The sequence below is a fragment of the Pseudomonas sp. GW821-FHT12A04 genome (assembly GCF_058807755.1).
Window position 1 is genome coordinate 76,551 of the sequence record NZ_JBXAQZ010000007.1, and the last position, 14,725, is coordinate 91,275.

At 59.9% G+C, this 14,725-nt stretch carries 14 protein-coding genes; all 14 read right to left on the reverse strand.

From position 1 onward, the window contains the following. Positions 1–206: 206 nt before the first annotated feature. The 14 genes from AC1RS8_RS12790 to AC1RS8_RS12855 all read right to left on the reverse strand — a co-directional run bounded on the left by AC1RS8_RS12790 (position 207) and on the right by AC1RS8_RS12855 (position 14,708). A complete protein-coding gene (locus AC1RS8_RS12790; protein WP_090454838.1) occupies positions 207–557 on the reverse strand; it encodes a copper-binding protein in 351 nt (116 codons plus the stop codon). Beyond that, positions 554–3,712: an efflux RND transporter permease subunit gene (locus AC1RS8_RS12795; protein ID WP_489340397.1), complete on the reverse strand. Its 3,159-nt coding sequence runs from the start codon at positions 3,710–3,712 to the stop codon at positions 554–556. Before AC1RS8_RS12795 ends, AC1RS8_RS12790 begins: the two co-directional genes overlap by 4 nt. Then, the gene (locus AC1RS8_RS12800; protein ID WP_489340398.1) at positions 3,709–5,193 is read right to left on the reverse strand and encodes an efflux RND transporter periplasmic adaptor subunit; all 1,485 of its coding nucleotides are present in this window, start codon (positions 5,191–5,193) and stop codon (positions 3,709–3,711) included. Before AC1RS8_RS12800 ends, AC1RS8_RS12795 begins: the two co-directional genes overlap by 4 nt. Continuing rightward, a complete protein-coding gene (locus AC1RS8_RS12805) occupies positions 5,190–6,446 on the reverse strand; it encodes a TolC family protein (protein ID WP_489340399.1) in 1,257 nt (418 codons plus the stop codon). The genes AC1RS8_RS12800 and AC1RS8_RS12805 overlap by 4 nt, the downstream gene beginning before the upstream one ends. 100 nt (positions 6,447–6,546) lie before the next feature. Beyond that, entirely contained in the window at positions 6,547–6,888 is a 342-nt protein-coding gene (locus tag AC1RS8_RS12810) for a hypothetical protein (RefSeq protein WP_407516034.1), read from the reverse strand. A 92-nt stretch (positions 6,889–6,980) separates the two neighbouring features. Then, the gene (locus tag AC1RS8_RS12815; protein WP_489340400.1) at positions 6,981–7,889 is read right to left on the reverse strand and encodes a MurR/RpiR family transcriptional regulator; all 909 of its coding nucleotides are present in this window, start codon (positions 7,887–7,889) and stop codon (positions 6,981–6,983) included. Positions 7,890–8,016: 127 nt separating this feature from the next. Further along, entirely contained in the window at positions 8,017–8,781 is a 765-nt protein-coding gene (locus AC1RS8_RS12820; protein ID WP_489340401.1) for an ABC transporter ATP-binding protein, read from the reverse strand. A gap of 18 nt (positions 8,782–8,799) precedes the next feature. Next, a complete protein-coding gene (locus tag AC1RS8_RS12825) occupies positions 8,800–9,912 on the reverse strand; it encodes a succinylglutamate desuccinylase/aspartoacylase family protein (RefSeq protein ID WP_489340402.1) in 1,113 nt (370 codons plus the stop codon). 9 nt (positions 9,913–9,921) lie between these two features. Further along, positions 9,922–10,620: an ABC transporter permease gene (locus AC1RS8_RS12830; RefSeq protein ID WP_090454843.1), complete on the reverse strand. Its 699-nt coding sequence runs from the start codon at positions 10,618–10,620 to the stop codon at positions 9,922–9,924. A gap of 12 nt (positions 10,621–10,632) precedes the next feature. Next, positions 10,633–11,322 carry an ABC transporter permease gene (locus AC1RS8_RS12835; protein WP_057715357.1) on the reverse strand — a complete coding sequence of 230 codons (690 nt, stop codon included), beginning with the start codon at positions 11,320–11,322 and terminating at the stop codon, positions 10,633–10,635. 91 nt (positions 11,323–11,413) lie between these two features. Further along, positions 11,414–12,190, reverse strand: a complete 777-nt coding sequence (locus AC1RS8_RS12840) for an ABC transporter substrate-binding protein (RefSeq protein WP_090454844.1) — start codon at positions 12,188–12,190, stop codon at positions 11,414–11,416. A 458-nt stretch (positions 12,191–12,648) separates the two neighbouring features. Then, positions 12,649–13,455 carry a hypothetical protein gene (locus AC1RS8_RS12845; RefSeq protein ID WP_493162761.1) on the reverse strand — a complete coding sequence of 269 codons (807 nt, stop codon included), beginning with the start codon at positions 13,453–13,455 and terminating at the stop codon, positions 12,649–12,651. Positions 13,456–13,530: 75 nt separating this feature from the next. Continuing rightward, positions 13,531–14,226, reverse strand: coding sequence for an arsenical resistance protein ArsH (gene arsH, locus AC1RS8_RS12850; RefSeq protein ID WP_489340404.1), 696 nt, complete (start codon positions 14,224–14,226; stop codon positions 13,531–13,533). An 11-nt stretch (positions 14,227–14,237) separates the two neighbouring features. Beyond that, a complete protein-coding gene (locus tag AC1RS8_RS12855) occupies positions 14,238–14,708 on the reverse strand; it encodes an arsenate reductase ArsC (protein ID WP_090454846.1) in 471 nt (156 codons plus the stop codon). Between the last annotated feature and the right edge of the window lie 17 nt (positions 14,709–14,725).

Here is a 14,725-nt window from a genome sequence, read left to right on the forward strand (position 1 = left end):
AAGAATCTCGGGGCTTGCGACTTTTTTTCGAAATCTGTTGCAGGTCCGAAACACTGACGAGGATGACGCAAGAGGAGACGGAACTGGGCGGGTAAGCAATTGCCAGCCGTTCAAAATCCCCCGAACCCTCCGTTTTTCCTGAACCAGCCGATTTAACGGGTTAGTCCGGCACGACAATATGTGCCGGACACTTCCACCACCGGAATTTACTTGTTAATCGACACGATCGAGGCGCTGTTACCCTCTAGCCGGAAGGAAAACGATACCCGGTCTCCAGGCGCCAACCCTGACAACTGATCTTGCGTCACGGAAAACGCCATCGTCATCGGTGGCCATTGCAGGGCGGGAACGGCGCCGTGGGAGATGGTCACCGTATGCTTCGCAGTATCGATAGCCTTGATCGTGCCTTCGGCATTGGATACCGGAGCCTGTTTTGTTTCCTGCTTCATCGGCATGCCTTCCATGCCGTCCATTTTCATGCCCGGCATGTCCTGCGCGTGGGCAGAAAGTGAAAGCGCGAATAGGGTGCTTGCGACTGCGGTCAGGGTGAGTTTCATATGACTTTACCTTGAGGTGTGGTGGGTACAGGCAGGAGGTGCCGGCGGCGCATCAATCGATAGGCTGCCGGAATGACAAACAGGGACAGCAAGGGGGCCGTGACCATGCCGCCGACCATGGGCGCGGCGATTCGGCTCATCACCTCACTACCGGTTCCGCTGCCCAACAGAATGGGCAGCAGACCGGCAATGATGACGGCAACGGTCATGGCCTTGGGTCGAACGCGCTGTACAGCGCCTTCACGAATCGCCGCCACCAGCCCGCGTTCAGTGCTGTCACCGAGGTCTTCACGTTCGGCCCAGGCGTTTTTCAGGTAGAGCAACATAATCACGCCGAACTCGGCAGAAACGCCGGCCAAGGCGATGAAGCCGACCCCCGTGGCGACCGACAGGTTGAAGCCCAACAGATAGAGAAACCATGCCCCCCCAGTCAGTGCGAATGGCAGAGTGGCCATGATCAGCAGGGCCTCATCGAATCGGGCAAAAGTCAGGTAGAGCAACACGAAGATGATCAGCAGCGTGGCAGGCACCACCAGTTTGAGTCGTGCGTTGGCTCTTTCGAGAAACTCGAACTGTCCCGAGTAACTGAGGCTCATGCCTGGCTGCAACCTGACCTGTTCATTGACGACCCGACGAAGATCGGCAACCACCGAGGCAATATCCCTGCCTCGAACATCGATGTACACCCAGCCTGAAGGCCGTGCGTTCTCGCTCTTGAGCATCGGTGGGCCGTCACTGACCTTGACCTTCGCCACTGTGCCAAGGGTGATCTGACTACCCAGCGGGGTGTAGATCGGCAGTCGTTCCAGGGCGCCGAGCGAGTCGCGCCACTCCCGTGGGTAACGTACGCTGATCGGGAAACGTGCCAGACCTTCAATAGTCTCCCCGACATTTTCACCACCGATGGCACCGGCCACGATGGACTGCACATCGGCGATGTTCAGCCCGTAACGAGCAGCAGCCTTGCGGTCGATATCCACATCGATGTAGCGGCCGCCAGTCAGCCGCTCGGCCAGGGCCGAACTGACACCGGGCACGTCCTTGGCCACTCGCTCGACCGTCTGGGTGACCGCATCGATTTCCGCGAGATTGGAGCCGGCAACCTTCACACCGATCGGGCTCTTTATACCCGTCGCCAGCATGTCGATACGGTTACGAATCGGCGGTATCCAGATGTTGGTCAAACCGGGAACGCGCACCACGCGATCCAGTTCCTCCACCAGTTTTTCCTGAGTCATGCCTGCACGCCATTGCTCATGTGGCTTGAACTGGATGGTGGTTTCGAACATTTCCAGCGGTGCCGGGTCGGTAGCGGTTTCGGCACGACCGGCTTTACCGAAGACGTGTTCGACCTCTGGTACGGTCTTGATCAACCGGTCGGTCTGTTGCAGCAGTTGCGCCGCTTTCTGCGCCGACAATCCCGACAGGGCAGAAGGCATATAGAGCAGGTCGCCCTCGTCCAGCGGGGGGAGAAACTCGCCACCCAGACGAGACATTGGCCATAGCGCACTGACAAAAACCAACAGCGCGACCAGTAGCGTGATCTTTGGGCGGCGCAAGACCGCGTCCAGGGCCGGCTGATAGATTCGAATCAACCACCGGTTCAACGGATTCTGTTGTTCACTGGGAATTCGCCCCCGAATCCAGTAGCCCATCAGCACCGGCACCAGGGTCACTGACAATCCCGCCGCTGCGGCCATGGCATAGGTCTTGGTGAAGGCCAAAGGGCCGAACAGCCGTCCTTCCTGAGCTTGCAGCGTGAACACCGGAATGAACGACAGGGTGATGATCAGCAAACAGAAGAAAAGCGCCGGGCCTACCTCCACCGCTGCTTCGGTCATTACATGCCAATGACGCTCGCCCTTCAATTCCTCCCCTGGATTGGCTACGTGCCAGGCCTCAATCTTTTTGTGGGCGTTCTCGATCATCACCACGGCGGCATCGACCATGGCGCCGATGGCGATGGCAATCCCGCCCAAGGACATGATGTTGGCGTTGATGCCTTGGTAGCGCATGACGACGAAGGCAGCAAGCACCCCCACCGGCAGCGAAATGATCGCCACCAGCGATGAGCGCAAGTGCCAGAGAAAGATCCCGCAGACCAACGCGACGACGATGAACTCTTCGATGAGCTTGTGGCTGAGGTTTTCCACCGCGCGGTCGATCAGCTTGCTGCGGTCGTAGGTGGTGACGATTTCCACCCCGGCCGGCAGACTGCTTTTCAGTTCGTCGAGTTTGGTCTTGACCGCTGCAATGGTCTCGCGAGCGTTCTTGCCGCTGCGCAAAATCACCACACCGCCGACGGTCTCGCCTTCGCCGTCGAGTTCGGTGATGCCACGGCGCATTTCCGGTCCCGACTGAATCGTGGCGACATCGCCAAGGGTCACCGGAACACGATCCGAACCCAGCTTGAGCGGGATTGCCCGAAAGTCATTGAGCGTTTTCAAGTAGCCGGACGCGCGCACAATGAACTCGGTCTCTGCCATCTCCAGCACCGCGCCACCGGTTTCCTGATTGGCCTTGCCGATAGCGTCGGTCACCTCAGCCTGAGTGATACCGAAGCTGGCCAGTTTCAGCGGGTCCAGCTGCACCTGGTACTGCTTGACCATCCCCCCCACTGTGGCCACTTCCGCCACGTTGGGCAGGGTCTTGAGTTCGAACTTGAGAAACCAGTCCTGAAGCGCGCGCAGTTGCGCCAGGTCGTGTCCACCACTGCGATCCACCAGTGCGTACTGGTAGATCCAGCCCACTCCCGTCGCATCCGGCCCCAACGCTGGCTTGGCGCTGGCCGGCAACCGGCTTTGTACCTGGCTCAGGTACTCCAACACCCGCGAGCGAGCCCAGTACAAGTCCGTGCCGTCTTCGAACAGCACGTAAACGAAGCTGTCGCCGAAGAAGGAGTAACCACGCACGGTTCTGGCGCCCGGCACCGAGAGCATGGTGGTGGCCAACGGATAGGTCACCTGATTCTCGACAATCTGCGGCGCTTGTCCTGCATAAGGGGTGCGGATGATCACCTGCACATCCGAGAGATCTGGCAGTGCATCAATGGGTGTGCTCTGCACCGTCCAGATACCCCAAGCCGTGACGAACAACGTCGCCAGTAGTACCAGGAACCGGTTGGCCACTGACCAACGAATGAGGGCAGCGATCATGGCTGGCCCCCCGATTTGGCCAGGCGCTCGACACGCAAGCCATCGTCGGTCTGGCTCACCGCGACCTGAACCTTGTCACCCGCCTTGAGGCCCTGCATCAGTGCCGGGCTGGCGAGCGGGAAAGTCATCGTCATGCCAGGCATGCCCAGCGTCTTGAAAGGACCGTGGGCGAGCGTAACTTCTTTGTCGTCGATCTCAACGATCTGCCCATCCGCCTCATGCAAACTGGCGGCTGCTCGACTGGCGGGTGACTCTTGCTCGGAGGTAGCAACAATGCCCTTGAGACTGGCCTCGGAATCGAGGAGGAACTGGCCAGACGTAACCACCTTCCGGCCTTCTTCCAGACCTTTCAAAATCTCCGTCTTGCCATCGCTTTCCTGCCCGGGTTGCACCTCCACCGGGCGGTAGCGGCCGGCGTCTTCGGCGAGCATTACCAGGGCGCGTCGCCCAGTGCGGATAACCGCCTCACTAGGCACCCACAACACACTGTGCCCGGTCGAGTGGTTGAGGCGGACCTGCGCTGTCAAACCTGGTCTCAGGCGCCCGTCGGGATTGGGTAACTCGACACGTACGCGAAGGGTGCGGCTGTCCGGATTGGTCTCGGGCAAAATCGCGCTGACCTTGCCATTGAACATTGTCCCCGGGAAGGCAGGCAGTCGCGCTTCGACTGCCTGCCCCACGGTGATGGCTCCGGCATCCGATTCCGGAACGGCCACGGCGAGCCAGACACGGCTCAAGCCATTGACGCGTGCCAGAGTCTCGCCAGCCGCCACGGTCATACCCGCACGTACGTTCAACTCTTGCAGCACGCCGCTGATGGGGCTGCTGATGGTCAGGTTCGGCTGGACTTTGCCACTGCGCTCTACCTGGGTGATCAGCGCCGCCGGCATCCCTGTGAGCCGCAGTCGCTGGCGGGCCGCAGCCAACAGGTCGGCATCAGCGTTGCGCTTGAGGGCAAGGAACTCTGTCTGGGCGGCCGCCCACTCCGGCACCAGGATATCCGCCAGTGCCGCATTGGCTTTGAGCAGGTCGCCTGGAGCATGGGCATAGACTCGCTCCACGAAGCCGGCTGTACGTGCCTGTATCACCGCCACATCACGTTCGTTGAATGCCAGGACACCTGTCACATCGAGGCTGGAGTCAAAGACTCCACGGGTGACGGTCGCAAAACGCAGACCGAGATTCTGGGTCAGACCCGGATCGATGCTCACGGTCGCACGATCCTCGTCACCGCTGGCGTACCGGGGTACCAGTTGCATGTCCATGAAGGGGGACTTGCCCGGTTTATCGAACTTTTGCTGCGGGTACATGGGGTCGTACCAATACAGTGCCTTGCGTTCGTCCGGCGAATTGAGTTTCTGCTCCTGGGCGGTAACAGGTACCGCGCTCATGCGCGTGTGAGCGAACCAGTAGCCACCGGTAACACCCAATGCCAGCGAGATGCCAACCAGCAATGCTCCGTTCCATTTTTCAAGGATCATTGGCCGGACTCCCCATAAGCAAAATACAGACGCGCACTGGTCAGCGCTCGCTGCTCCTCCACGTCGATCTGTTTGAGGCGGGCTTCGATGAGTTCGCGTCGGGCGGCGACAACGGCGTTTAAATCGCCTGTGCCGGCACGGTAGCTGGCCATGCTGAGTTCGACCTTTTCCCTGGCCAGCGGCAGCAGGCTTTCCTGGTTGCGGCTTACCGCACGATTGAGGCGCTCATAGTCAGCCAGTTCGTTTTCCAGTTGCTGAGTGTGCTCCCGTGACAGGGCTTCGCGCTCAGCCTCAAGCTGGCTGAGTTCAGCCTGTTTGGCTGCGATTTTTGGGTTTTGCCGGGAGTCAGGAAACAGTGGCAAGTCCCAGGACAATTGCACGCTGACCATGTCACCGAACTGGCGATCGCGATGTTGATAGTCAAGCTCCCAACTCCAGTCTGACTTTTTCTCCGACTCGGCTTCACGAACCTTGGCTTGCGCTTCGCGGGTCATCGGCGCAAACGCTGCCAACTCGGGATGGTGTTGCAGTTTATGGGCGTAATTTGAGGGATCGACGGGCCATGCAGGCAAGCTGCCCACAGGCTTGTCATTGGCGGCGGAGCCAATCCAGCGTTTGAGGGCCGCTCGGGCCTGCGCTCTCTGGAGCACCAGATCGTCCTGCTGCTCCGCCAGTCGAGCCGCTTCTTGCTTGGGCGTCACCGCATCGGCGGGTTGAGCGCGACCACCGGCAATCCGGGCCAGGACGGTATCGGTCAGCAGGCGGTTTTCTTTGTAGAAGTCCTGGAACAGCGCATCTTTGCGCTCGACCGAGTAGCTGTTGATCCAGGCCAATGCCGTGGACTGGCGTACGTTCAGTCGTGCAACCCGACGCTCGGCGGCAGCGCGATCAACGGCGGCGTTGGCGACCTCGATGCGAGCCTTGCGCTTGTCACCGTTGGGCATCTCTTGCCTGACCCCGACCATTTGCATGGTCATGAAGTCGTCGTTGATGCTCCAGCGATCCGGGCCGCCAATGGGGTAGTTCTGCACACCTGCCAGCAACTTGGGGTCAGGTAATTCACCCGCTGGAATAGCCGCACTGCTGGCAGCCTGAATCTTTGCATCTTGTGCAGCCAGCGACGGCGCATTGTTTTCGGCCAGCCGCAGCGCTTCATCGAGGGTCAGCGTGGCAGCGAAGCTCGGCAATGCCAGTACGCTTGCCGCCAGACCGGCCACGAGGGACCAGCCTGTGCAATAGCACTTGGAGTTCATGTTTACGATTCCTTTGATCATCCACTGCACGCGTCAAAAAGACATGCGCACAGCCAGTCCATCCCGCTAATACGGAATGAGGCTCAATGTTGGACAGGAATCAAACGCGAGGCGGTCGCCATACCCCGGACGGGGTTTGTACGGGCATGGAATCACTGAAGAAGGAAACCACTACAGGGCTGAACACGGTTACAGGAGGCTTGAGGATCGAGACTTGCAGCATACCGCCTGTCTTGCATTCCTGGCCCGGCTTGCAGGGCTTGCCATGCTCTGTCGGGCTTTTCATGTCGTTGCAGCAGTCCATTCCCATGTCATCCATCATCGGCATGCCCATCGTCTTCATCGGGCACGGTTCTGTGGGCGCCTGGACACCCGCCATCCCGCTGAGGGGAAGCACCAGGCTAATCACGAAAATGAGGCAAAACCGCAGGTAGCGTTTCATGGGCTGGAGTGTAGAGGCTGAAATGGACTCTTACAATTGGATGAATGTTCTCACAGCCTGCCGGCAAGAAGCGGGCGCTGGATTTCCATCGCTCACTTTTTCGCTGGTTTACCGCTGGCAGGGATGTGCAGGTACGACATCACGCTTTCAGTCAGTTCGGTTGCCAGTTTGACCGCTTCTTTATTGCGTGCCATCACGCCGGCGACCAAGCCTTCGATCAAGGCCAGTACGGCGATGTTGGAACTGGTCAGCACCGGGTGATCGCAAGGCGCAAACAGCGTGTGCTCGGCAATGCCGGTGAGCGGCGAGGCGGGTGAGTCGGTAATTGCCAGCACTGATGCGCCACGTTCATTGGCGAAGCGTGCCAGTTGCAGGGTGTCGAGGGAGTAGCGTGGCAGGGAGATCGCCAGCAGCACGTCCTGGTCGGTGATGGCGGCCAGACGGTAAGCGGCGTTTTCGTTACCGCCCTCCATGCTGATGGCAGTGGCGTCCGCACAAAAGGGCATCAGGGTCGAGGCGGCGAGACCGGCGAAGTAGACACTGTTGCCAAAGCCCAGAATGTAGATTTTGCGCGCTTTGGTCAGGCGAGTGACGAAGGCTTCAAAGGTGTCGGCGTGGTTGTTGCTCGCCGCGGTGGCCAAGTTGCTGCTGGCGCTCTGGAGTTGCTCATGCAGACCAAACGCGCCGCCCGGGCGATGGGCAAGTTCGTTGCGCAGTTTGTCGACCGGCGACACCATTTGCTGCAACGTTGCGACCAGTTCGGCCTTCATGCCGCTGTAGCCACCGAGATTCAGCGCTTTGGCCAGACGGTTGACGGCGGCGGGTGAGGTCAATGTTTCGTGAGCCATCTCCTCGATGGTCAGCGTCGCGGCTTTGAGCGGGTGACGCAGGATAAAGTCCGCGACCTTGCGCAATGACGGCGGCAGTTCGGAAACGATTTCCGTCAGTTTGCGCATGACCGGCGCGGCATAGACTGTGGTGTCTTTCGATGGGGTGGGCATATCCGGCTCAACATTTCCTGAAGGTGAGAGAAGGGCTGTGCCTGATGCCCTGACAAGATTGGCTGGAGTGTATCCGAAGCCAACCTTGTCAGGGCAGCGCCGAGCAGTCGATGGCTAGGCGGCGGACTTACTTCAAGCTCCCGGCCAGAAACTGCCGGAGGCGTTCGGACTGCGGGTTGACCAGCACTTCGCGCGGGTCGCCGCGCTCTTCGACAACGCCCTTGTGCAGGAACACCAGTTGATTCGAAACCTCGCGGGCAAAGCCCATTTCGTGAGTCACCACCACCATGGTGCGGCCTTCCTGCGCCAGATCCTGCATGACTTTAAGTACTTCGCCGACCAGTTCGGGGTCGAGCGCCGAAGTCGGCTCATCAAACAGCATCACTTGCGGTTCCATCGCCAGTGCGCGGGCAATGGCCACGCGCTGCTGCTCGCCACCGGACATATGCGCCGGCCAGGCGTTCATGCGGTGCGCTACACCGACTTTGTTCAGGTAGTGCTCGGCCTTTTCCCGTGCCTCTTTCTTGCCCAGGCCCAGCACATGCACCGGGGCTTCCATGACGTTTTCCAGAGCGCTCATGTGTGACCAGAGGTTGAAGTGTTGAAATACCATCGATAGCTGCGAACGCATGCGTTGCAACTGCCTGGGTTCGGCCGCCTTCAGCCCGCCAAGCTTGTTGGCCACCAGCTTGAGCGGTTCGCCATTGAGCACGATATTGCCCCCATTGGGTTGCTCCAACAGGTTGATGCAGCGCAGGAACGTACTTTTGCCAGAGCCGCTGGAGCCGATGATGCTGATCACGTCACCGGCCTGTGCTTGCAGGGACACGCCGTTGAGCACCTGGTGCGCGCCGTAACTTTTATGCAGGTCCTGAACTTCAAGTTTGTACATGGTTTGAACTCTCTGGAATCAGTCGCTGAGCAAGCGACCCTGGCGAATGGGGGTAGAACCGGCAACTTTGGCCAGCCACAATCCAGGCTGGGCAAAACGCAGCCGTTCACGGGCATAGAGAATGCCGTCGGTGCTGGCGCTCACCACGCTATGGCGGTCGGTCAGCGGGTCGATGACCTCGAACAGCGGATCGCCGACCTTGACCTGCGCGCCCAGCGGTTGCAGAAAACTCACCACACCGGGATGGGGCGCACAGGCGTACTGCGCGCCGGCGAATGGCACGGCCTGGCAATGGCTCGCCGGTGCCGCTGACCAGTCACCGCTGATCAGGCCTTGTTCGGCGAGATACCCGAGAATGGCTTGGGCACTGTCGACGCATTGCTCGCGTTCGGTGTCTGCCATGCCACGCAATTCGATGGTGGTGGCCACGCACGCCAGGGGAATGTTGGCTTGGGGAAACAGCTCGGCCAGTCGTAGCCATGCAATGGCGCAGGCTTCGTCGAAGGCGCTGCCGCCCGCATTCTCGGCCAATAACGTGACCTCGGCACCGAGGCGAGCGGCCAATGACTGCAGGCGTGGCCAGTTTTGCGGCATCGCATACAACAACATGATCGATTCGAAATCGCAGTGCAGGTCCAGCACCACATCGGCGTCACAGGCATGCTGCAGCAACAGGCGGCGCAGGCCGTCGAGTTCCGAGGTTGGTGCCGGCATGGCGGCGAGGGCATCGCCCATGGCGCGGCGGATGAGTGCGATGTTGGCGTCGGCATCGTTTCCCAATCGGCCCTCCAGCAGCGGTGCAACGGCATCGACCAACTCCGGGAAGTCGCGATTGAAGTTCTTGCCGCTGGAGAACTCGAAGCGCCCCTGATGGGTGGCCTGGAACATCTGGGCGATACCGATCGGATTGGCCATTGGCACCAACTCGATCACCCCGGTCAGGCGGCCTTGTGTTTCCAGTTCCAGAAGACGGCGCTTGAGCTCGACGGCGACGCGCATCCCTGGCAATTCGTCGGCATGCAATGACGCCTGGATGTACGCTTTGCGTGCTCCACTGCCAAAACGAAACAGTGACAGCGTTCGTTCGGTGCCCGAGGCACTCCACGGCAACAGGTATTGAATGTGCTTCATAGCAGCTCCTTAGTGCTTGCGCGGTGCCAGATACGCCAGCCAATGGCGCTCGGCCAGCTTGAACAGGCGCACCAGAATGAAGGTCAGGGCGAGGTAGAAGAGGCCGGCGGTGATAAACGCCTCGAACGGCAGATAGAACCGTGAGCTGACAGTACGCGCGGCCCCGGTGATGTCGACGAGGGTGACGATGGAGGCCAGGCTGGTGGTTTGCAGCATCATCAGCACCTCGTTGCTGTACTGCGGCAATGCCCGGCGCAAGGCCGACGGCATGAGAATGCGGCGATACAGAGTCAGGCGTGACATGCCCATGGCCCTGGCGGCTTCGATCTCGCCATGGGGGGTGGATTTCAAACTGCCGGCCAGCAGCTCTGCGCTATAGGCACTGGTGTTGATCGCGAAGGCCAGGCAGGCGCAAAAGGTGGCGCTGGAGAGGTAAGGCCAGAGTACGCTTTGGCGCACTGCTTCGAACTGCGCCAGGCCGTAATAGATCAGGAACAATTGCACCAGCATCGGCGTGCCGCGAATCACGTAGGTATAGAGCCAGGCCGGGAAGTTGATCAGCGGTGATCGCGACACCCGCATCAACGCCAGTGGAATAGCCAATACCAGGCCCAGGGCCAGGGAAATAAGCAGGACTTTGAGGGTCAACAAGGCGCCATTGAAGTACAGCGGCAGGTTTTCCCAAATCAGGTTGTAGTCGAGAATCATGGGCCGCTCCCCTCACAATTCGGCGGCTTTGATGCCGACCGAGTAGTGTTTTTCCAGATAGCGCAGCACCAGCAATGACAGGCTGGTGAGCATCAGATACAGCGCCGCCACCGCGAGGAAAAACGTGAATGGCTCGTGTGTGGCATCCGCTGCGTTCTTGGCTTTGAACATCATGTCCTGCAAGCCGATCACCGAGATCAGCGCGGTGGATTTGGTCAGTACCAACCAATTGTTGGTGAACCCGGGAATGGCGAAACGAATCATCTGCGGTACCAGAATTCGCCAGAACACCTGCGCACCGCCCATGCCATAGGCCACGCCGGCCTCGGCCTGACCTTTGGGGATCGCCATGAACGCGCCGCGAAAGGTTTCCGAGAGGTAGGCGCCAAAAATGAAGCCCATGGTGCAGACGCCGGCGATAAAGGGGTTGATGTCGATATAGCGGGTGTAACCGAGCGCCAGGGCAATGCGGTTCACCAGATCCTGGCCGCCGTAGAAAATCAGCAGGATCAGCACCAGGTCTGGAATGCCGCGAATCAGGGTGGTGTAACTTTCCCCGAGCAGGGCCAGCCATTTGAGCGGTGACAGGCGAAAGGCCGCGCCGACCAGGCCGAGGGCAATCGCCAGGGACATGGAAGTCAGGGCCAGGTTTATGGTCAGCCAGGCGCCATCGAGAATGCTCGATCCGTAGCCGTGAAGCATGATGAAGTTCCTCAAGCGAGCGCCGCGAGGCGCGCAAGACAAGCCCGAATCGGCGCCTGCAATAGGCCGGCACCGGGGCTATGGGTAAGGCTTACTCGCCGTAGATATCGAACGCGAAGTACCTGGCCATCACTTGCTGGTACTTGCCATTGGCGCGAATGGCGTCGATCGCGGCACTCAGGCGCGCAACGTTGGCACTGTCGCCTTTGCGCACGGCGATCCCGGCGCCACGGCCAAAGTACTTCGGGTCGTTGATGTCGGGCCCTGTGAGTGTGAAGCCCTGGCCAGCCGGTGTTTTGATGAAGCTCTCATCGGTGTTGACGATGTCGGCGAGGGTGGCGTCCAGACGACCCGAGGCAAGATCGAGAAAGGCTTCATTTTGTGAGGAGTAGCGCACCACGACGACGCCGGCTTTTTCCAGTTGCTCGGTGGCAAAACGATCGTAAGTCGAGGAGCGTTGCACGCCGACTTTCTTGCCCTTGAGGTCCACCAAAGGATCATTGATCACGTTGCCGGCCTTCATCGCGAACTTGCCCGGTGTGTGGTAGTACTTTTTGCTGAAGTCCACGGACTTCATCCGGTCTTCGGTGATTGACATCGACGACAGCACGGCATCGATCTTGCGCACTTTGAGCGACGGGATCATGCCGTCGAACTCCTGAATGACCCACTCGCACTTGACCTTCATTTCTTCGCACAAGGCGTTGCCGATGTCGTAATCGAACCCGCTGACGTTGCCCTCTGGTGTCTTGAAGGAGAAGGGTGGGTAGGCGGCTTCGATACCGATACGCAGGCTGTCTTCGTCGGCATGTGCCAGGAAGCTGAAAGCGCATAGCGCCAGAGCACCTAGAAGTTCTGTCTTGTTCATATTGTTGACTCCTTGGAAGGCATTTGGGGGAAACGGGTGCCCGCCATCCAGGTTGGCGTGGTGGATCAGTCCTGTGATCGGCGAGCCTATAAATGACACAATAAAATTCTATATGCAAATAAACTGAAAATAAACATATCAGTTTTGATCGCGACGATGCTCCATTGGGCCCGGTAGACGTTTTTGCTCAACCCATGGGTAAGCCCTGATGCTCATTTTTTGAACTCGGGCTGAAAGCACTTATCCAAAAAATATGGGAATGTTTCCCACGCAACGATGCCAACTGGCTTTCAGGGATCGTGCGGATACCGCAGTAGCTCGTTCATGCTGCAGATTGATGGCCGTGCCGGTTGGTCGGCTGCTCCAACGGGCGGCCGGGAACTCACTGGACATTGCGTTCGATACGGAGATGGGTACGCAACTCCATGCGGAGGTGCATCATGCTGCTCAAGAAATGTTTATTGGCTCTGGCAATCGGCGGAGTCCTGTCGGCTTCGACTGTCCTGGTGCCCGATTACATCGGTAGTTTCTCCAGCGCGTATGCCAAGGATGGCGGCAGCGGTGGAGGCGGTGGAGGTCACGGCGGTGGCGGTGGCGGTGGCTCCGGTGGTGGCGGTCACGGTGCCGGCGGCCATGGAGGAGAGGGTGGCGATCATGGTGCTGCAGGCCATGACGGTGACGGTCATGGAGGTCCGGGGCGCGGCGACGCTGACCATGGTGGTGTAGCCGGGAACAAAGGCCCGGGCAATGCCCATGACAACGATGCCGCCGATGCAGCCAGGGACGCTGCCAGAGCTGATGCCAATGCAGCCCGGGACACCGCCAGAGCGACTGCGGATGCCGCCCGTGATGCGGCAAAAGCCACTGCCGATGCCGCACGGGATGCCGCCAGGGCTGAAGCAGATGCCGCCCGGGATGCCGCAAGAGCGGCTGGCGTACCGCGCGCAGAAGCGGATGCAGCCAGGGACGCTGCCCGGGCCACTGCAGATGCAGCGAGGGACGCCGCCAAGGCTGAAGCAGATGCCGCCAGGGATGCTGCCCGGGCTACCGCGGATGCTGCCAGGGACGCCGCCAAAGCCGAGGCGAACGCAGCCAGAGAAGCTGCCAAAGTTGAGGCGAAAGACGCCCGAGAGGATGTGGCGGATGCCCCGGACGAACCGGATTTCGACGCGGTTGAGGTAGAGAACTAGACCTGCACGTTCGGCAATGAACACGGCAGGCATACCGTAGAAAACGTCCCGGGAGCTTGAGGGACGTATCGGCAAAGAGTCGCAAGCCCCGAAGCATCGTGGGGTTTGCGACTTGTTTCGGCTATCGAGCCAAGGCGAACATTTCTACAGTCAGATCGACCGCTGATTCACGCGCTGACTCAGTTCCTGCGCGGACTCTTTGCGTTCCGAGTACCGGTCAACCAGATCGGGGCGATCCCGTAGCAGCAGGGTAAATTTCACCAGTTCCTCCATGACGTCCACCACCCTGTCGTACAGCGACGAGGGTTTCATGCGATTGGTGTCGTCAAACTCCAGAAAAGCCTTTGGCACGGAGGATTGATTGGGGATGGTGAACATGCGCATCCAGCGCCCCAGCACACGAAGCTGATTCACCACATTGAAGGATTGGGAACCGCCGCAGACTTGCATGACCGCGAGGGTTTTCCCTTGGGTTGGGCGAACCGCCCCCAACGCCAACGGCACCCAGTCGATTTGCGCCTTGAACACCGCAGACATGGAGCCGTGGCGCTCTGGCGAGCACCAGACCTGTCCTTCGGACCATTGCATCAGTTCGAGCAGCTCCTGGACTTTCGGGTGATCGGAGGGCGCGTCGTCCGGTAGCGGCAGGCCTGATGGGTTGAAGATCCGTGTCTCGGCACCGAAGTGTTCGAGCAACCGGGCTGCTTCCTCGACCAGCAGGCGACTGAACGACCGCGCACGAGTCGAACCGTATAGCAACAGGATACGCGGTTTGTGCTGGTCGTCGCGTCCACTGGCGATGGGCTGGGTCAGTGATGTGTCGAGATTGGGCAGGGGATGGGTCATGGGGGCTCCGGTCATAGCGTGCCGATGCGGTCGAGTTCCCGCTTCAGCGCATCGCGGTCGAGTTGTGCAAAAGGCAGGTCGAGGAATGCCCGGCAGCGCGTTTCGATGCGCGCCAGGGTCGAGTGGAACGCCGCCGATACCGTCGCGTCATCTCCCTTTATGTCCGATGGGTCTTCCAGGCCCCAATGAGCTTTCAACGCCGGCCCGAAGTACACGGGGCACGCCTCACCAGCGGCCTTGTCGCAGACCGTGATGACGATGTCCGGCGGGTTGGCTTCGAAAGCCTCATTGCCTTTGCTGCTCAAGCCGTCGATGGCGATGCCGGCTTCTTGCAACGTGCTCAGGCTGCGGGGCAGCACCTGTCCCTTGGGGAAGCTGCCGGCACTGATCGCCTCAAAACCTTGCGGGGCGAGATGGTTGAACATGGCTTCGGACAGGATGCTGCGACAGCTATTGGCGGTACACATAAACAGAACGCGCATGGTGATTCCTCTTTGCA